The following is a 19126-nucleotide window of genomic DNA, read 5'->3' on the forward strand; positions in this document are numbered from 1 at the left end:
TATAAATCAATCTCCGAAACGAAATCCTGATAGTAGGATACAGAGAAAGCCTCCGCCAGGAAACTGAGTTGCTTCATTCTCAGAAACAGCTCCTGTAATTAATAACCCTGCTATGTACAAATAAGAGCCAACAAATACACATGCTGCAATAGTAAGTACTTCTCCAATTAAATTTATAAATGCTATATTAAGAAAATAAACAATAAGTGATGCCGCTAACGCACATATCATTGGAAAAACTGTTGTTCTTAGTATATTACTTTGAACTCTTAAAATCTTTTTTATCTCCCATATTGTTAATATATCTAAAAACAGACAAGTAACAGCCTGAGCTCCTATTACTGCCCCCAGCGTCTTATGCATTGCACCTCCAATAATGGCAAGAGTAATAATATGAATAATCAAGCCTATTATAAAATTCAAAATGACAATAGCATTTTTCTTCAATCTAAGCATAAAACACACAAGAAGCATCTGAAGAGAAAGAAGCGGCATCACAACACAATACTCCTGCAAAAGCCTCGTTGCTTCATCTTTAGGTGTAACATAAACTGCTCTTAATATGGTATCAGACAATACTATTGTCCACATTCCCATAGGAAATAAAAACATCATCAAAAATCTGCTCTTTTCGTCATATTCTTCTATAACAACTTTTCTTTCTTTGCGTGAAAATGCAGAACAAATCTTATAGACACTTCTAAGCGAAAAAATAACAAAAATCAAAGCAATTACAATAGGTACAGGTATTACTCCACCATAAAAAACTCCCCAATTTTCAATAAGATTTTTTCCTGATTCATGCCCACCGCTAAGCGACATAAATACTCGTTCATCTAAAATATTAATGAAAAATGGAAAAGCAACAATAAGTGCAATTGTTACCACTTGATTCCACATAGCATCAAACTTTCCCAAATACCTCGGTGCGCCCGTCTGCAAAATTCCAGTTATCTGCTTCAATGAAAAATGAAGTTGAATAAAAAGAATTATAAGTGAAACAAGAAGTGCTATAGCAACACCTAGTGCTGCTCCGCATGCACCATAAGCAGCTGATAAGTCTTCACGTTTTAATAGGGCATTTGCTTTCAGGCCATATTGATAACCTATTATTGACAATGTGCCCGAAAACATAAAACTCAAAATAGCAAACAAAGGCTCAGAAATCATCGCTCGTACTGACATTCCAAAGCCCTCAAACAATCCCCTTATTGCACCCTGACAACTCAAAAAAGCTATCGCGATTCCAACTGCACAAAACGTTAAAAAACCTGCACTGCTATTAAAAATGTAAAGCGAAACAAATTTACTAAGTAGTAAAATAAATCCGCCAAAGCCAAAAGAAATTCCTATAGAATATATAATCATTCTTCTAGCATCGCCTACTGCATTATAAAAAAGTCTATGTCTTTTATAAGAAAGTATTCTCTTACTAGTTCCAACAGTAAAGGCAATAGACAACATCCCATATGATATCAAAAATATATCCATAGGAGCAGCCAATACTCCGACTCCTTCATATCTAATAAAACGAACCAGAAATATTCGAAGTATCATCATTATCGCCAGAGTCAAAAACATGATTCTTATAAGCATATCTGGCTTCATTTTCTGATCACCTAGTAATCTCATGCTCTCTTCCTCCCAAAAACAGCACTATAATAGGTTCCTGTTTTCATTAATCTCTTGTAATTCCAAGATTATCCAAAATCCTACTCTGCTTTTCTTCCATGACTTTTGCTTCCTCTTCTTCCATGTGATCATATCCGCACAGATGAAGCATTGAATGAGCAGTAAGGAAAGCAAACTCTCTTTTTTCGCTATGCCCATATTCTAATGCCTGTGATTTTACTCTGTTAACGTTTATTACTATATCTCCAAAATATATTTTTCCTGTATCCGGATTTAAAATATCATTTCGCTGATTACCTTTAAAAACATCAAAATTACCAGGTTCATCATACTCCACATTAGGAAATGATAATACATCAGTTGGTCTATTTACATCGCGAAATTCTCTATTCATTTCCCATATCCCATCATCATCTGTAATAAGCATGTTGACTTCAACTTCTTCAGGACAATTTTCACTTTCTAAAACTGCCTCACAAACAAGTTTTGCAACGCTTTCCAAATCAAAATCAAATTCTGCTTCAACTTCTTTTTCAACGCAGAAAATCATAATACAATTTCTCCTTTTTTAAGAGCTTTCTAACATCATAAAGCTCTGCTACTGTCATCTCTGAATTTATAAATCCGTTTCCTTTGATACGTTCCTTAAAAATAGTATCTATCAGCCAGTCACTAGAAAGTTTTACTGTCCTGTCTTCTTCAAATATTGCCATTATACGTTCAACAAGTTCTTCACAAATACTAATAAGAGTTGCCTCTTTTGAAATAGGATGTTTGCTTTCGCCTCGAATATATTCCATTAATAAATCTATAGACTCTTGAGGAAATTTATTTCTTCTAAAATATGCTTCTGAAATTTCCGGATCATCCTTTTTTCCTTCTATTATTCCAACTCTATGGTAATAAACGCAGGTCTTAATAACTTTACTATCAAGATGAAGACTTTCAGCAACGCGAACTGCAAGATATGCTGTATGAATAGCGGTATAATACTCTTTTACATTTTTTCCTTTTATCGAAATCATAAGCGGAAACTCTGGATCGTTTATCTCCATGTAGCAGTCATTTTCCCTTCTAATAATGAAAAGACTGAAATAATTGAGTACAACTAGCAAGATTACCACTTCAAGAACAATATTAATAATAGGCATCATAAATACTTCAAAAGTTATTTTACCCTCAGAAAATAACACTGTGTAAATACAAAGCAGTAAAAAAAGCACCATCATTGAAACAAATACAGGTAGTCCGAATTGAAGTCTTTCAGCACAAAGACTTAGCAAAAGTATAGCAACAAGACCGCTAGTCATATATATAAAAAACGGCTGAAAAGAGTTATCTGCATTTATCATAAGTAATGAACTTGTCAAAAGACAACACCCAGTTACAAAACCAATAAGTCTATTGGATAGTAAAAAAAACAACACAAAAACGGCTACAAATGGCCAAAATACTACACTTATAAGTGGAAACATCATACTAATAACAAAGCATATTATGTAAATCACAAAAAAACGTTTTTTATGATTCTCATTTTTAAACAAATATGTGTTTCTAATGTCAGCATCAGCATGAAGAAAGCAAATAATTCCGGTTCCTATAAGTACTGTAACAATATTTCTAAGAGTTTCTTCCATGCTTTTCCCAGTTAACGTACATACTGTATACATTACAAATGCTATTATCGCAAACAAACCTATAACACAAACCAATTGCTTTTTATTATTTTGCAGATGCTCCATTATAAGCTCCTATGTTAATTTTTATATTGTTTTTTTATACTGTTTTTTCTCTTCTTTTTAGCTTCTTCTTTCTTTTCATATTCTTCATAGGCCTTTACAATCTTCTGAACAAGCGGATGTCTGACAACATCTCTACTTGTAAGATTCATAACTGCAATTTCATCAACATTTTTCAATACAGTTTGAGCAACCTCTAAACCTGATTTTGTATCTGGTGAAAGATCTTTTTGCGATGAATCACCTGTTATAACAACCTTCGAACCAAAACCAATTCTTGTTAAAAACATTTTCATTTGTGCTGGTGTGGTATTCTGTGCTTCATCTAGAATAATGTACGCATTATCCAATGTTCTTCCTCGCATATATGCAAGAGGAGCAACTTCAATAAGACCTTTTTCCATATTAGCCATAAATCTTTCAGCACCCATTATTTCATATAATGCATCATATAGAGGCCTAAGATATGGATCAACTTTGCTTTGCAAATCACCAGGTAAAAAGCCAAGCTTTTCTCCTGCTTCTATAGCTGGTCTTGTTAATATGATTCTGCCAACTTCTTCCTTCTGAAAAGCTGTTATTGCCATTGCCATTGCAAGGTATGTCTTACCAGTTCCAGCCGGTCCAAGACCAAATGTAATCATATGGCTACGAATTGCATCCACATACTGTTTTTGACCAAGAGTCTTAGGTTTTATTGGCTTTCCAGATGTTGTATGACAAATCAAATCTGAATCTATTTCTAATAAAACATTATCATTATCTTCATCAGCAGATTCATTTTCACTCTGTTTTAAAGAAATCGCATAATCAACACTTTGCTCTTCAACATAGGTGCCTTTACTGGACAACTGTGCAAGCTGTCTTATGATTCCCGATGCTTTCCTAGTGCCCGCTGCCTCACCAATAATACGAAGTTCTCCATCTCTATCAATTATTTCAACTCCGCATCCTTTTTCTATCTTTTTTAAATAGCTGTCATTCTGACCGAAGATATTCATCATCTCGTCAACTGTTAATGCCATTTTAATCTCTGTTTCATTCATTTATGATATGGCTCCCCCGAAATAATCTTATAACCTCTATAAACTTGTTCAAGCAAAATAACTCTCATCATCTGATGGGGAAATGTCATATCTGAAAAACTGATTTTTCTATTTGCCAAACCCAATACTTCATTTGAAAGTCCAAGCGAACCTCCAATAATAAATTGAATGTGACTAATGCCGTTTACTCCATCTTTTTGAATTTCTTTTGCAAAACTAACTGAATCATATTTTTTTCCATTGATTGCAAGTGCCACTACCATTGCTTTTGAATCAATGTGGGAAATAATTTTTTTCCCTTCTTTTTGTTTTATTTGTTCTTCTAATGCTGGTGGTGCATTTTCAGGTGTTTTCTCGTCTGCCACTTCGATTATCTCAATTTTGCAGTAACGAGTTAATCTTTTTTTATATTCTGCAATTGCGTCATTCCAATATTTCTCTTTTATCTTCCCGACGCATAATATTGAAATCTTAATAAAATCTCCTTTCCAAATATCATTCAAATAATCTTGAATAATATTCATCTACAAGTCTATCTAAAAATCCTTCATCAAGATTTAAATATTTCTCTGATATCTTCTTCTTGATAAAAAGTGTTCGTTCAAAATAGTGTGTTTGTTCACTATCTTGAACTTCAAGTGAATTATCATCTTGTTTTGAAACCGCATCAAGAATGATTTCTTTAGTCAGGTTATTATCGCAAAAGCCGACTATTTCTTTTTTTAAATTATTCTCCTTTTGAGCTTGTAACAGAAATCTCTTGGCATTTCTAAGTGACAAAACTCCCATGACCATAAAAAGCACAAACAAGCATCCCATGATACCAGTTGTCAAATATCTGTTGAACAGTGGCCATCCAAGTGGATTTTTGAATAGAAAAATAAGGTCAAGAATAAAGCCTACTCCTCCTACACTCAAAAGTACAATTGCCGATGAATGATTATCTTGAGCCTTTTCCTCTGTACTTTGATACATCTTTCATTTAACCTTCCTATTATTTTTTCTTTGGAATTAACAACCCGACACATTTATTTTATCACAAATACTTGCCATATTACAGTGTGAAACACTCTAATTCGTTGCAGCTTGCGCGCTTACATTTTTTATATTACATATCACATTTTTAGTTAATTAAGAACTATAACTACGAAAAAGGCACTGCTACAAATCGCAACAATGCCTTTTCGTTAATAGTTCATATCAGATATTTATTAGTCAAGTGTCTTCAAATACTCATCAATAGCTTTTGCTGCAGTCTTACCAGCACCCATAGCAAGGATAACTGTAGCAGCTCCTGTAACTGCATCTCCGCCTGCAAATACGCCAGTCTTAGATGTAGCACCTGCTTCATCTGCCACAATACACTTACGCTTATTGATTTCAAGCCCCTTCGTGGTTGAACTTATAAGCGGATTTGGACTTGTTCCAAGTGACATAATAACTGCATCACATTCAATATCAAATTCGGAACCCTCAACTGGAACAGGACTTCTTCTGCCAGATGCATCAGGCTCACCAAGTTCCATGCGAATACACTTGCAACCTTTTACCCATCCTTCTTCATCAGAAAGAATCTCTACTGGATTAGTAAGCAAGTCAAAAATAATTCCCTCCTGTTTAGCATGCTCTACTTCTTCCTTACGAGCTGGAAGTTCCTCTTCACTTCTTCTATATACAACATGAACTTCAGCTCCAAGACGAAGCGCTGTTCTAGCTGCATCCATAGCAACGTTACCACCGCCTACAACTACACACTTTTTAGGACGCATGATAGGTGTTGTAGAATCTTCTCTAAATGCCTTCATAAGATTTGAACGAGTAAGGAATTCATTTGCTGAGAATACGCCAAGTGACTGTTCACCAGGAATATGCATAAATCTAGGAAGTCCAGCTCCAGATCCAATGAATACAGCATCAAATCCTTCATCTTTCATAAGAGAATCAATTGTCACAGAACGTCCAATAACAACATCTGTTTCAATCTTAACTCCAAGGGATTTTACGTTTTCAATCTCTTTTTTTACAACTTTTTCTTTTGGAAGACGGAATTCAGGAATACCATATACCAGAACACCACCAGCCTCATGAAGTGCTTCAAAAATATGAACATCATATCCAAGTTTTGCCAGATCACCTGCACATGTAAGTCCAGAAGGACCAGATCCTATAATTGCAACCTTATGATTCTTCTTTTCTTTTGCACCTTCAGGTTTAATGCCCATTTCTCTAGCTGTATCAGCTACAAAACGCTCAAGTTTACCGATTGAAACTGGCTCTCCCTTGAATCCTCTGATACATTTTCCTTCACACTGAGATTCCTGAGGACAAACACGTCCGCATACAGCAGGAAGTGCAGAAGATTCACTTATAATCTGATAAGCTTTTGCAACATCACCATTTTTAACTTCCTGAATAAATGCAGGAATATCTATTGCAACAGGGCATCCCTTCTGGCACTGAGGATTCTTACAATTAAGACATCTTGTAGCCTCAGCCATAGCCTCTTCTTCATTATATCCAAGACATACTTCTTCAAAATTTGTAGCACGAACTTTTGCTTCCTGCTCACGAACCGGAACTCTTTTTAAAACATCAACTTCTATAGCCATGATTTATCTCCTTTTTCAGTTAATAGCAGCTTTTTTTAATCAATCAGAACAGATACCACAGCCGCCCTTATGAGTCTTTCCTTCCTCCTGGGCAAGCTTTAATCTTCCTTCTTCTGTTTTATACTGCTTCATACGAACCATAGCCTGATCGAAGTCAACCTTATGTCCGTCAAATTCAGGTCCATCTACACATGCAAACTTAACTTCTCCGCCCACTGTAAGACGACATGCACCACACATTCCAGTTCCATCTACCATAATAGTATTCATAGAAACGATTGTTGGAATATTAAGTTCCTGTGTAAGTTTACATACAAATTTCATCATTATCATTGGTCCAATTGCAATACAAAGATCATAATGATGACCTTCATCTACAAGATCCTGAAGACACTTTGTTACCATACCACTTCTACCATAAGAACCATCATCTGTTGTTATATACAAATTGGAAACCTCTTTAAAACGCTCTTCCAAAATAACAAGATCTTTATTCTTGGCGCCAATAATAACATCAGCTGTTATTCCATTTTCCTTGAGCCATTTAGCCTGAGGATAAACAGGTGCTGTACCAACACCACCAGCAATGAAAACTATTTTTTTCTTCTTAAGCTCTTCAAGATTCTCGTGAACCATATCAGAAGGATTTCCAAGAGGTCCAACTATATCAGCAAAAGAATCTCCTGCCTGCATCTTTGCAATTTCATTTGTTTCAGCACCAATTGACTGAACTACAATTTCAACTGTTCCCTTTTCTCTATCATAGTCACAGATAGTAAGCGGAATACGTTCTCCTTCTTCATCTACTCGAACAATTAAGAACTGTCCCGGAAGGCAATTTGCAGCCACACGAGGAGCCTCAACTACCATCTGATAGATATGGGCAGCCAGCTCATTTCTTTCCAAAATTTTGAACATAATGCTGAATCTCCTTTTTTAAAAAATGCCAATTTGATCTTACTGTAATAAACAGTAACCATGCTTCTAATAATACGACAAACATCAAATCATTGCAACAGTGTAACACATTAAAGTGTTAAAAATAATATTTTTTGAAATAAAGTTTTAATTTAGCTGTTTAAGAAAATAGTTTCCTGCAATGTCAGTGCCTAATCTGTAAACTTCTCTTGTATGAACATTTACTCCATATAAAAGGCCTGTCATAGTCTGTGTTCCATTGGAATAAACATGATTTTCAACAAGGACATAGTAGTCGCCACTATTAATAGTTACAGACTTAGCGACAATGTACAGATAATATCCGTCAAGTCCGGTAGCTCTACCGTAACCATCTAAAAGATATCCTTTTTCAATCAATTTCTCAAGTAAAGCTGAAACAGCCTGTTCATGCGATACTTCAACGGAATAATGAAGCGAATAATTACACTCTACAACATGCGAGTATCTACTGTTTTGTGCATTGTAAGCTATAAATTTAAATTTACTCTCACCATACGGCATATGGATAGGTCCTGTATATCTATTAGACGATGTCGAAGGTTTACTTCCATCAACTGTATAATAAATACTACATCCATTATCCGTAGCAGCAACAATTTGAGTATCTGTTGTATAATTGCCACTAGCCTCGAGTATCTTTAATGATGGAAGGTTTTGAGCTATCTCGTATTTTATAGTTGCAACATCAGAAAAAAGCCCAAGTTCATTTTCATATACTGCCCTTATTTCATATACTCCATCATCATCCAGCTCTATAGGTTCTGTATCATCATATACTTTATCTTCTATAGTCGGATCATCTTCATTAATTGTATAATATATTTTCCCCTTACCTGATGTTATATGAATGAGCTGAGACTTATCATATATTCCCTGAGCAAGAGAATATTCAGGCATATTGGGCAGATATTTTCCTGAATATTCATCTAATATCCCAGTATCTGTAGTTTTCTTAAGAATTCTTTGAATTTCTTCATAGTCTTCCAAAGCTTCAAGCTCCTTGATTTTGTCTTTTAATCCTTTAGGAGCTGTTATAGCCTGACTCGAACTATCAGAAACAACCACTTTTTTTTCTTCAGATTCTTCTTGTACAAAGAGTTTTTTTATACACAAAAAACCACATATGCATATAACAAAAAGCAACGCAACCATACATGTTACTGTAATTTTGGTTGAATTAAAAATGCGGCCTTCTTCATTGCTGTCAAAGTCATCTTCAGTAAAATCATCGCCATTTTCTTCAACGTCTAATGCTTTACCGTTACTGACTTCAGCAAGAGAATGCTTTCTAGCATCCTCAATACTTTCAGCCAGTCCCAAGAGAGATTCATCTATCTGATTTTCTATTTCAGGATCAAATTCCGGAACTATCTTAATCTCTTCACCGCATTTTGGACAGTAAAGCGAACCTTTTGGAATTTCATCTCCACATTTGGGACATTGCATTTTTTTCTCCTTAACTATATATTATTGTTTTTTATTATTTAGAATAATCCAACAATATTGCCATCATCATCAACATCGATGTCGAAAGCAGCTGGTCTTTTTGGAAGTCCAGGCATAGTCATAATAGAACCTGTAAGAACTACTACAAAACCCGCACCGGCGCTTACATATGCCTCTCTTATTGAAAGTTCAAAACCACTAGGTCTTCCAAGCGCCTTAGGATCATCTGACAATGAATACTGTGTTTTGGCCATGCAGATTGGAAGATTTCCGAATCCCATTTCAGTAATCTGCTTGAGCTGCTTTTTGGCTGTCTGTGAGTAGGATACGCTTCCAGCTCCATAAATCTTTGTAGCAACTGCTTTCACCTTATCTTCAAGAGAAAGATCAAGTGAATATATTGGTTTAAAATCACTCTTTTTGTTCTCAAGAGTATTTAAAACCATCTTTGCAAGATCTTCACCACCTTCGCCGCCTTTTGCCCAAACATTTGAAAGCGCAAAATCACAATCTCTGTCTTTACAGAATTTTTCTACATAAGCTATTTCTTCTTCTGTATCAGTCAAAAATGAATTGAGAGTTACAACAACTGGAATTCCATACTGTTTGAGATTCTCGATATGTTTCTCAAGATTTACGATTCCCTTCTCTAGTGCATCGAGATTTTCTTCTGAAAGATTATCTTTGGACACACCTCCATTATATTTAAGAGCACGTATTGTTGCAACCAAAACAACAGCGTCAGGCTCAAGGCCAGCAGCTCTGCACTTAATATCAAGAAACTTCTCTGCTCCAAGATCAGCACCAAAACCAGCCTCAGTAATAGCAATATCACCTAAAGCAAGAGCTGCCTTTGTAGCGCGAACAGAATTACATCCGTGAGCAATGTTGGCAAATGGGCCACCATGAACAATAACAGGATTATGTTCAAGTGTCTGAACAATATTTGGCTTCATTGCATCTTTCAAAAGTGCTGCCATCGATCCAACTGCATTTAACTGCTTTGCAGTAACAGGCTCTCCTTTTCTATTATATGCAACAATAATCCTTGAAAGCCTTTCTTTCAAATCTTTAAGATCGTTTGCAAGGCAAAGTGCAGCCATAATTTCTGTTGCAACAGTGATAACAAAGTGATCTTCTCGAACAAAACCATCAACTTTTGCACCAAGACCAATTACAATATTACGAAGAGAACGATCATTCATATCAAGGCATCGCTTCCAAACTATCTGTCTTGTATCAATATCCAATTCATTTCCCTGCTGAATATGATTGTCCAAAAGAGCAGCCAAAAGATTATTTGCAGAAGTAATCGCATGAAAATCGCCAGTAAAATGCAAATTCAAATCTTCCATAGGCACAACCTGTGCATATCCGCCACCTGCTGCTCCACCTTTGATTCCAAAACAAGGTCCAAGTGAAGGTTCACGAAGAGCTGCTACAGTCTTAACTCCTAGACGGTTAAGTGCATCAGCAAGGCCTATACTGGTGGTTGTCTTACCTTCACCTGCCGGTGTCGGGTTAATTGCAGTTACTAACACCAGCTTCCCCTTAGGCTTTTTTTCAAGACTCTGCAAAAAAGACTCTGAAATTTTAGCCTTATACTTTCCGTACATTTCAAGATCATCCTCAGAAATGGAAACTTTGCTGGCAACCTCTCCTATCGGCAACTTAACTGCTTCCTGTGCGATTTGAATGTCTGTTTTCATAAATAGTGCTCCTCCTACAAATAGAAATACTGTTACATATATGTGAACAAAAAATCATAGATTTTTGTTTACAACCCCTGATCTTTGCAAAACTGGTCAAACTGTTGTCTGTTCATAAGTATTTTTCTTGGTTTTGTACCTTCGCCATCTCCAACTACTCCCGCATCACAAAGCTGATCCATAATTCTGGCCGCTCTATTAAATCCAATCTTGAAAACGCGTTGAAGAGTACCAATTGAAGCTTTTTCTTTTTCTATAATAAAATTGCCTGCTTCTCTAAAATATTCATCACGATCATTATTTTTACCAAAAATACTACCGCATCCTCCTTCGATACTTTGCATCTGTTCCTGTATCGAAGCATCATAGTTGTCATCACTATTTTTCTTGACAAAATCCGTAATTTTCTGAATTTCTGAATCCGACACAAATGCCCCCTGTATTCTAATTGGTTTACTCATGCTCTGAGGATAGAATAGCATATCGCCTTTTCCTAATAGCTTTTCCGCTCCATTCATATCAAGGATGGTACGGCTATCAGTACCGGATGAAACCGCAAATGCAATTCTACTTGGCATATTTGCCTTGATAAGTCCTGTAATTACATCAACAGATGGGCGCTGTGTCGCAATTACCAAATGAATTCCAGCTGCTCTAGCAAGCTGAGCCAAACGACATATAGCATCTTCAACTTCATTGGCAGAAACCATCATTAAATCCGCAAGCTCATCTACTATTACCACTATCTTAGGCAATTTTTCCAAATTTTCATTTTCTGAAGCATTGGCCATAACATACTCATTGTATCCCTTTAGGTCACGAACCTCTGCATCTGCGAAAAGTTTGTAACGTTTGGTCATCTCCGCCACAGCCCAGTTAAGCGCTGCTGCGGCTTTCTTTGGATCTGTAACAACAGGTATTAATAAGTGAGGTATTCCGTTGTAAACAGATAACTCAACAACCTTAGGATCAATCATAATCATTTTAACATCTTCAGGTGATGTCTTATATATCAATGACAAAATCATAGTATTAATACATACTGATTTACCTGAACCTGTAGCTCCGGCTATTAGAACATGAGGCATCTTCGCAATATCTGTTACTATTGTCTTTCCCCCAATATCTTTTCCAACAGCAAAAGACAATCCGGCTTTTGATTCTTTGAATTCTTTCGATTCCAAGAGTTCGCGCAAAGTAACTGTAACTGTTTCTTTATTAGGAACCTCGATACCCACCGCGGGTTTTCCCGGTATTGGTGCTTCAATTCTAATATCTGTGGCAGCAAGATTCAGCTTAATATCATCAGAAAGATTAACAATCTTTGATACCTTAACACCTACTTCTGGCTGCAACTCATATCTTGTTACTGCCGGTCCCTGACTAATATCTGTAACCGTTACATTAACACCAAAAGTCTTTAATGTTTTCTCAAGTTTAAGCGCTGTTTCCTTTAAATCCTTCGCAGAATCTGTGTTAGCATTCTTGTCTCCCTGTTTTAGTAAATTAAGTGGAGGAAAAATATATTTCCTTGGTCTTTTTGGTTGTGGTCTTTCATCCAAAGATTTAGCAGGTGATTGCACTACTTTTGTATCATTGTTATTAGCTATCTTTGTGCCATTATTATAACTAATCTCTCCAGGCATATATGAAGGTGCCTTTGCCAAAGAAGAAATTTTCTGTTTCTCCGAACTTGCAGAGATATGATCTTGCGAATGAATTGCGTAGCCTTCATCGGAAAAGCCATTACCCTGATCCTTCATAATAGTCTTTCCGCCTGCATGAATAGGAATATCTGGCAATTCTTCTGCTTCATCATTTTTAGCCAATCTTGCAACAGGCTTTTTTGATGTAAAATCATCTGTGATTTCGACCATATCTTCATCGACATCCTGAATTTTATCATAATAATCATCATAGTCTGAATCAATATCTTCTGAAATTTCCGGAATGTCATATTCCTCTTCCAAGTAAGAATCATCGAATTCTTCGTCATCTGTTTTTGATAAATTACCATTATAATCAGAAGGTGTGTTTTCAAAACAAGAAGTTCCTCGTAGATTTGTTTTCTTAACTTCATCAAGCAAAACATCACGCATCTTTTCGTAATCATCTTCATTTTTATTTACATCTTTGCTTGGTATAATCTCATCCTGGCTTTCATTTGGCTCTTCATAGAAATTATCATAAGAGTCCTCTTTAAAGCCATCATTATTACGAGTTTCCTGGTCAAAAAAGTCTGAACTATCGTCCATATATCCATGAATTCTTGGACCATCCAACATGATTTTTTCTTGTCCATTTGATTCCTCTTTAAGCGGAAGATATTCTTCACCTTCATTTAATATAATCTCATGAATATCATCGCAGGCGCTTTTTCCATCTGGAATAAACAAATCATCATTTCCGGAAATCTGAAGAGCTTTCTCAAATGATACTTCATCTATATTTTCATCAATATCATCAGATATTTTCAGATTGATGTCACCTATTCCATGTGCTTTTCTATTAAGTCGAAGAAGTACTTCATCTTCTTTAAGCTGCGACATCATTCTCTTTTGATGTTCTAATTGCTTTCTCTTTTCTTCTATTCTTGAACAACGTTCTAGAGCCTGATTTTTATAATAGATTGCATCTTCTCTAGCTCTTTCTCCAAGGATAATCCCGCCCTTTTTCAGTTCGCTAATAAGAGATCTTTGTGACAAAATAACTATACAAATTGCTGCTAATACAAGTAGTAAAAGGATAGTTCCTACTATAGAAATAGAATGTCTCAAAAAATATGCTACAGAACCAAAAATAACGCCTCCACCATTTTTATTCTCAACTGCAGTTTCAAATATTCTTGCAATATCATAAGAAGGCTCAAGTGTCCTACCTGTAGACAATTCAAAAGAAATTCCAATATCAAAAACAAGTCCAAGACCTGCAAGTATTTTGCGTACAGCAAGTGTAGAACCTTCATTTGAAATATAAAAAACAGCAGCAAAAGAAATAATTGGAGGCATAAGATATGCCAGCGCTCCGAACATTCCGAACATTACCTGACTTAGTGCTGATCCAATTACTCCGCAAATCCCGAAATTACATAAAAAGAAATAAATAGCAACCGTAATAAGGACAAGAGCAAGTATTTCACTTTTAAGTTCATATCCTTCTTCGCTGACTACCCCAAAAGATCTTTCAGACTTGCTCTGAGCAGCCTTTGACTCAATTCCTTTTCTCCTTGATGAATTCCTTGATGTAGCATCACTCTTTTTTCTAGCCGAGGATCTGGCTGTTGTTGACCGATTATTTGAATTAACACTCAATTTGTCATCTCCCATAATTGTATTTTTCTTAGAGCGTCAAAATAAATTTTTATGCACTCAGATTAGTATATCATTTTAAAGATTCTTATGCTATACTTTTACTGTCTTATGTTCGCCACAAGAATATGTTTGTTATTAATATCAAAAAGCAGGTAGCAAAGCTATAGATTTTTTGCTATCCTATATATTGTTTTTTTACAGATTTAACAGGAGTAGAAACATGGAATTTAAACAGGTTATTGATTCAAGTGCACTTAAACAGGTTGGAAACGATACTTCCGCCTTCAAAATCGGAGATGTTGCTTCTAAGTGCCGACTTATGAAAACTGAAAATGGTATCAAGGTCGATTTCAACTACACCGGTCCTAATGCTAGCAGCTATCTTCAATATGTTGAGAAACACAGAGAAGAACTCACCGAATATTTAATGAATCCTGATGTGGCTGATTTCTACGAGTGGATGGAACTTAGCCATCAGACACCTCTTACGCTCAAAAAGCATGAAAAGGAAAATCTTATCCTCTTCGTTGACTTCAATCCTAATACATGTGTTATGGAAACAGGTATTTCAGATGAAAACATCACAATGAAGCTTGGAGCTCCTCTCGTTCACATGAACATCGGCGAGATGTCACGTAATGACTTTAAGCTTGGAATTTACAATATGCTTCTTCTTGCTGATGAAATTGCACTTGCAATGGGAAATGAAAATCTTCGCAAGATGGCTAACATTGAGATGGTTAAAACATATCTTGCTGAAATCTATGACAAATATACAGAACAGCCTGAAATTTAATTATTGCTGGCAAATAATATTTGTATGAACCCTAAAATTAAAAATTCCCCTTATATTCGTATTATCTACAGAATATAAGGGGATTTTTTAATTCTTTCCAACAAAAAGTGTTCCCACTACCTTCTTATCAGCAATATCATATAATAATTCTGGTTTCTGACCATTTACTATCAAAACATCAATTCCATGACTTGTTGCAAGTTTCGCTGCTTCAAGTTTGGTAATCATACCGCCTGTTCCTCTGTTAGAACCTGACCCTCCGGCATTTCTCATCAAATTATCATCTATTTCTTCTACACGGCTTATAAGCTTTGCGCCTGGATTCTCATGAGGATTAGAATCATAAAAGCCCTCAATATCCGACAGTATAACAAGCTTGGACGCATTGGCAAATACTGCTACTATAGCTGATAACTTATCATTATCAGAAAAAAGTTTCTGATCTGATTCAATCTCAGTGTGGCTTATAGAGTCATTTTCATTAACTATAGGAATTATATGGTTTTCTAACAAAGCCTCAAGAGTATTCGTTAGGTTTTCTCTTCTTTCAGGAATCTGAACATCTTCATTACTAAGAAGAATCTGTCCGACCATTCGATTATATTCTCCAAAAAGCTTATCATATAAATGCATTAGTTCAAGCTGTCCTACAGAAGCTGCTGCCTGCTTCATTCTAAGTTCTTTTGGTTTTTGCGCAAGTCGCATCTTATTTGCTCCAACTGCTATTGCACCAGAACTAACTAATATAAGATCGTACCCAAGATTCTCCATTCCAGATAATGCTCTGCATAAAAGATCCATTTCGCGAATATTTATATCACCGTTCTCATTAGTAAGTGTGGATGTTCCGACTTTTACAACAATTCTTTTTTTAGAAAGTGCCATTTTTTCCTCCATCAGCTCCAAATTAAAAACTATAACCGTACAGACCAAAATTTGTCGTCAGATAAATTTTGTCCTTCGAAGCAGGATTCTTGCTGATGATTATCCTAAATCTTAGCAAGAAGTCATATTTATTCATATTAACATATTTATTTATACGCAACAAGGAATTGAAATCTGCATAAATACATTTATGTCCATTGCAAAACTCCCGCAAATATCAATATACTTGCGGGAGTTCTCTATTCTTTTATTCTTTTATTTTTTCAATCTTTTATTCAAATCATTTGATTTTTTATGCTTTCTTAAGCTGTTTCAATTCCTGTAGCATTGAATCTGACGTTGTGATAACTCTGCTATTAGCCTGAAATGCCCTTTGAGCAGTAATCATCTTTGTAAACTCATCTGCAAGATCAACATTAGATGACTCGAGAACACCTGTTGTAATCGATCCTCCTTCTGCATCAACTGTGCCATATGTTGGTTCACCCGACGCTGCACTTACCGAATACAGATTATCTCCTTCGCTTATAAGACCGCTTGAATTAGCAAATACTGCCGTTGCAATCTGTGCAATATCGTTGCTATTTCCATTAGAATATACAGCTGATACTGTACCATCTTTTGATACAGCAATATTAGTTAGAATTCCTTCTGGTTTTCCAGTTCCTTCAAATACTCCATCATCATTGCTTGTACCTTTTATCAACGATAAATCAGATTTTCCGCCATTAGCATATGTGGTAAGCTTATCTAAATTAACCGTAAGTCCAGTTGTGCCAATCGTAAAATTAGCCGTAGCAGCACTTGTTAATTTTCCTGTAGCTGGACTAAATTCAAGTTCAGCCGTTCCAGTAACATCTACTGTTTCTCCTGGTTCTTTTGGATCTATTGCCTTTTTTGCTTCCAACGTATAATGGTTATCATCCTGTTTTTTAATATTAAAAATCAGTGTATACTGTCCACTTTCTCCATTATAATACATCGAACCGACTACATCTTTTCCTTCAGCACCAAAGCTATCATCTCTTGCATCGATATTGCCATAGAGCGTAACTGATGCTGTTGCTTCGCCTGCACTCTTTAACAGTGCTTCACTCTTTACTTGTATTCTGTCACCAATTCCTCCACCGGCTAAAGGCTTTAGATATAATCCTTTTGAATTTACAAGATAACCTTCATTATCAACTTTAAAGGAACCATCTCTAGTGTAGTAGGTTTCTGTATTAGCCAAATCTCCTACTACAAAAAAGCTGTCGCCATTAATCATCATATCAAAAGGCTCACCTGTTGTCTGATAATTACCCTGTTTACCTATATTAGCCTTAATAGCAGAAACTCTTCCTCCAAGACCAACTTGTTTTGCATTAACTGCAGCAGTATTAGGTGTCGCCGCTGTTGCTCTAGACATGTTCTGATATAAGACATCTGAAAATGTAGTCGAACTAGATTTATACGCATTCGTATTGACATTGGCAACGTTATTTCCTATTACGTCCAGTTCCGTCTGATGAATATTCAAACCGGAGACGCCTGACCAAAGTGATCTAAGCATAAAAACCTCTTTTCTTGTATGCATCCGCCTGTACATCCTTGTAGCGTCGCCATCCATGCTTTTATAGTTATGTCATCATCCTTGAAAACATCTATACTTTCTCTCTATACAAATTATCGGATAGATTATTTGTTTTTCTTATAATTTTTTCCATCCTGAAGAAAAGCTTTCAAAGGATTGACATTTTTGGCCATATCAAGTATGACTGCTTTCTGATTGTGCATATATGCAGTTAATACAGCTTTTTCTTCATCTGTAAATCCGTTGTTACTAGTAATAATTCCCGAAAAAACTTCACCTTCTGCCTCTCTCTTACCATCTGAAAAAATTACATAAACAGATTTTTCACCTTGCTTATTCCTTACTATTCCAGAAACTGACATTTGCATTTCTGCAGGTATTTTTGCACTCATTGTTTTCTCCCATTATTATTATTTTATTTACAATAACTCTTTTTATTTTTCGGCAAAAAAATGGAAAGTTTTTATACATTAAATCATTATTTTTTTATCAAAGATTAGTTAATTGTTTGTAAAAAAAAGACGATATAGCTTTTGATGCTGAATATGATTTTTATTCTTTTCTAGAAAGGAGATAGTATGGATATTTATATTTGTGGACCGTGTGGTTATGAATATGATCCAATTGTAGGAGATCCTGAACATGGTATCGAACCTGGTACACCATTTGATAAGCTTCCTGACGACTGGGTATGTCCTGTATGTGGTGTAAGCAAAGATATGTTCGAAAAGAAAGAATAAACATATAAAAATACTATACTCAAAAAATGCGTGAATTTTTGTTTCCAAACTTCAAAAATTCACGCATTTTTATTTTTTACCATTATCATCCAGATATATCAATGTGTTTACCAATTTTGGTTTCCTCTTCTAATAATTCTTCCTCATTTAATATTACAAAAAGAGTAAATGAAACGCTTTTTTCTATCTGTATTCCATAACCTTTAACTTTTTCTTTAGGAAGAGTTTTCTTTGGAACAATACTGTGAATACTTTTACGTAGTATCTCATCTATCTTAGATGCATACATTCTATTTACAGCCATTTTTTCCACTATTTCTTCTTCAAGAAGAATCATCATTATGCCTTGTCTTGCGAAATTGGCTGATTTTTTCTTGGCTTTTTCTTTGTACTTTTCCTGAATAAGAATAAATAAAAGCTCTGGATACTTTTGTTGAAGCTTATTATAAAAAGAAACAGCCCGACTACTTAGTTTGGGAATTCCAATAAAATTTCCAAGAATATAATCAGAATTATCAGAATACTGCTTTTGGTCCTTATTCTTATCTTCGCTCTTCGAGTCCATTTCGTTTGAAAACTTTTCTTTGGTATTGGCGCTAGACAAAACAGGACTAGCCGCATATATCCTACTGGCTGCAGATACTTTACGAATTTTTCCAGAATCAAAATTTGTCATATTT

Annotated in this window: 17 protein-coding genes; 2 read left to right on the top strand and 15 right to left on the bottom strand. The window is 35.4% G+C overall.

Features of this window, described 5'->3' with window-relative positions; genetic code table 11:
- Positions 1-6 precede the first annotated feature (6 nt).
- From G634_RS0101830 to G634_RS0101880, 11 genes are all read right to left on the bottom strand, one after another.
- A complete protein-coding gene (locus tag G634_RS0101830) occupies positions 7-1632 on the bottom strand; it encodes a polysaccharide biosynthesis C-terminal domain-containing protein (protein ID WP_026503860.1) in 1626 nt (541 codons plus the stop codon).
- A gap of 46 nt (positions 1633-1678) precedes the next feature.
- Positions 1679-2182 (bottom strand): rRNA maturation RNase YbeY, encoded by a 504-nt coding sequence (gene ybeY / locus G634_RS0101835; protein WP_026503861.1) that lies wholly within the window; start codon positions 2180-2182, stop codon positions 1679-1681.
- Positions 2166-3374, bottom strand: coding sequence for a hypothetical protein (locus G634_RS0101840; RefSeq protein WP_026503862.1), 1209 nt, complete (start codon positions 3372-3374; stop codon positions 2166-2168). The genes ybeY and G634_RS0101840 overlap by 17 nt, the downstream gene beginning before the upstream one ends.
- A gap of 14 nt (positions 3375-3388) precedes the next feature.
- Entirely contained in the window at positions 3389-4417 is a 1029-nt protein-coding gene (locus tag G634_RS0101845) for a PhoH family protein (protein ID WP_026503863.1), read from the bottom strand.
- On the bottom strand, positions 4414-4893 hold the full coding sequence (rlmH, locus tag G634_RS0101850; protein WP_026503864.1) for a 23S rRNA (pseudouridine(1915)-N(3))-methyltransferase RlmH: 480 nt from the start codon (positions 4891-4893) through the stop codon (positions 4414-4416). The genes G634_RS0101845 and rlmH overlap by 4 nt, the downstream gene beginning before the upstream one ends.
- Before the next feature lie 19 nt (positions 4894-4912).
- Positions 4913-5392 (bottom strand): hypothetical protein, encoded by a 480-nt coding sequence (locus G634_RS0101855; protein WP_026503865.1) that lies wholly within the window; start codon positions 5390-5392, stop codon positions 4913-4915.
- Positions 5393-5628: 236 nt separating this feature from the next.
- Positions 5629-7026, bottom strand: a complete 1398-nt coding sequence (gene gltA / locus G634_RS0101860) for an NADPH-dependent glutamate synthase (protein WP_035798563.1) — start codon at positions 7024-7026, stop codon at positions 5629-5631.
- 39 nt (positions 7027-7065) lie between these two features.
- Positions 7066-7944, bottom strand: a complete 879-nt coding sequence (locus G634_RS0101865) for a sulfide/dihydroorotate dehydrogenase-like FAD/NAD-binding protein (RefSeq protein ID WP_026503867.1) — start codon at positions 7942-7944, stop codon at positions 7066-7068.
- 147 nt (positions 7945-8091) lie between these two features.
- Positions 8092-9432, bottom strand: a complete 1341-nt coding sequence (locus tag G634_RS0101870) for a chitobiase/beta-hexosaminidase C-terminal domain-containing protein (protein WP_026503868.1) — start codon at positions 9430-9432, stop codon at positions 8092-8094.
- 38 nt (positions 9433-9470) lie between these two features.
- A complete protein-coding gene (locus G634_RS0101875) occupies positions 9471-11141 on the bottom strand; it encodes a formate--tetrahydrofolate ligase (protein ID WP_026503869.1) in 1671 nt (556 codons plus the stop codon).
- A 68-nt stretch (positions 11142-11209) separates the two neighbouring features.
- A complete protein-coding gene (locus tag G634_RS0101880) occupies positions 11210-14452 on the bottom strand; it encodes an FtsK/SpoIIIE family DNA translocase (protein ID WP_035798566.1) in 3243 nt (1080 codons plus the stop codon).
- A 220-nt stretch (positions 14453-14672) separates the two neighbouring features.
- Between G634_RS0101880 and G634_RS0101885 the strand changes: the two genes are divergently transcribed.
- Entirely contained in the window at positions 14673-15248 is a 576-nt protein-coding gene (locus G634_RS0101885; protein WP_026503871.1) for a hypothetical protein, read from the top strand.
- An 87-nt stretch (positions 15249-15335) separates the two neighbouring features.
- On the opposite strand, the gene proB is transcribed toward G634_RS0101885, so the two are convergent.
- The 3 genes from proB to G634_RS0101900 form a co-directional block, all read right to left on the bottom strand.
- Positions 15336-16133, bottom strand: a complete 798-nt coding sequence (gene proB, locus G634_RS0101890; protein WP_026503872.1) for a glutamate 5-kinase — start codon at positions 16131-16133, stop codon at positions 15336-15338.
- A gap of 292 nt (positions 16134-16425) precedes the next feature.
- On the bottom strand, positions 16426-17685 hold the full coding sequence (locus G634_RS0101895) for a flagellar hook protein FlgE (RefSeq protein WP_026503873.1): 1260 nt from the start codon (positions 17683-17685) through the stop codon (positions 16426-16428).
- Between the two features lie 125 nt (positions 17686-17810).
- Entirely contained in the window at positions 17811-18098 is a 288-nt protein-coding gene (locus tag G634_RS0101900) for a hypothetical protein (RefSeq protein WP_026503874.1), read from the bottom strand.
- 186 nt (positions 18099-18284) lie between these two features.
- Here G634_RS0101900 and G634_RS20680 point away from each other — a divergent pair, with 186 nt between their 5' ends.
- Positions 18285-18446 (top strand): rubredoxin, encoded by a 162-nt coding sequence (locus G634_RS20680; protein ID WP_081676416.1) that lies wholly within the window; start codon positions 18285-18287, stop codon positions 18444-18446.
- A gap of 85 nt (positions 18447-18531) precedes the next feature.
- On the opposite strand, the gene G634_RS0101910 is transcribed toward G634_RS20680, so the two are convergent.
- Positions 18532-19122: a DUF6033 family protein gene (locus G634_RS0101910; RefSeq protein WP_026503875.1), complete on the bottom strand. Its 591-nt coding sequence runs from the start codon at positions 19120-19122 to the stop codon at positions 18532-18534.
- Between the last annotated feature and the right edge of the window lie 4 nt (positions 19123-19126).

This window comes from Butyrivibrio sp. NC3005 (genome assembly GCF_000424545.1).
GTDB lineage: Bacteria > Bacillota > Clostridia > Lachnospirales > Lachnospiraceae > Butyrivibrio.

Excerpts from the sequence above, each read along its gene's own strand:
- G634_RS0101830 (WP_026503860.1), bottom strand. The coding sequence starts at position 1,632 with ATGAGATTACTAGGTGATCAGAAAATGAAGCCAGATATGCTTATAAGA.
- ybeY (WP_026503861.1), bottom strand. The coding sequence starts at position 2,182 with ATGATTTTCTGCGTTGAAAAAGAAGTTGAAGCAGAATTTGATTTTGAT.
- G634_RS0101840 (WP_026503862.1), bottom strand. The coding sequence starts at position 3,374 with ATGGAGCATCTGCAAAATAATAAAAAGCAATTGGTTTGTGTTATAGGT.
- G634_RS0101845 (WP_026503863.1), bottom strand. The coding sequence starts at position 4,417 with ATGAATGAAACAGAGATTAAAATGGCATTAACAGTTGACGAGATGATG.
- G634_RS0101855 (WP_026503865.1), bottom strand. The coding sequence starts at position 5,392 with ATGTATCAAAGTACAGAGGAAAAGGCTCAAGATAATCATTCATCGGCA.
- gltA (WP_035798563.1), bottom strand. The coding sequence starts at position 7,026 with ATGGCTATAGAAGTTGATGTTTTAAAAAGAGTTCCGGTTCGTGAGCAG.
- G634_RS0101865 (WP_026503867.1), bottom strand. The coding sequence starts at position 7,944 with ATGTTCAAAATTTTGGAAAGAAATGAGCTGGCTGCCCATATCTATCAG.
- G634_RS0101870 (WP_026503868.1), bottom strand. The coding sequence starts at position 9,432 with ATGCAATGTCCCAAATGTGGAGATGAAATTCCAAAAGGTTCGCTTTAC.
- G634_RS0101875 (WP_026503869.1), bottom strand. The coding sequence starts at position 11,141 with ATGAAAACAGACATTCAAATCGCACAGGAAGCAGTTAAGTTGCCGATA.
- G634_RS0101885 (WP_026503871.1), top strand. The coding sequence starts at position 14,673 with ATGGAATTTAAACAGGTTATTGATTCAAGTGCACTTAAACAGGTTGGA.
- proB (WP_026503872.1), bottom strand. The coding sequence starts at position 16,133 with ATGGCACTTTCTAAAAAAAGAATTGTTGTAAAAGTCGGAACATCCACA.
- G634_RS0101895 (WP_026503873.1), bottom strand. The coding sequence starts at position 17,685 with ATGCTTAGATCACTTTGGTCAGGCGTCTCCGGTTTGAATATTCATCAG.
- G634_RS0101900 (WP_026503874.1), bottom strand. The coding sequence starts at position 18,098 with ATGAGTGCAAAAATACCTGCAGAAATGCAAATGTCAGTTTCTGGAATA.
- G634_RS20680 (WP_081676416.1), top strand. The coding sequence starts at position 18,285 with ATGGATATTTATATTTGTGGACCGTGTGGTTATGAATATGATCCAATT.
- G634_RS0101910 (WP_026503875.1), bottom strand. The coding sequence starts at position 19,122 with ATGACAAATTTTGATTCTGGAAAAATTCGTAAAGTATCTGCAGCCAGT.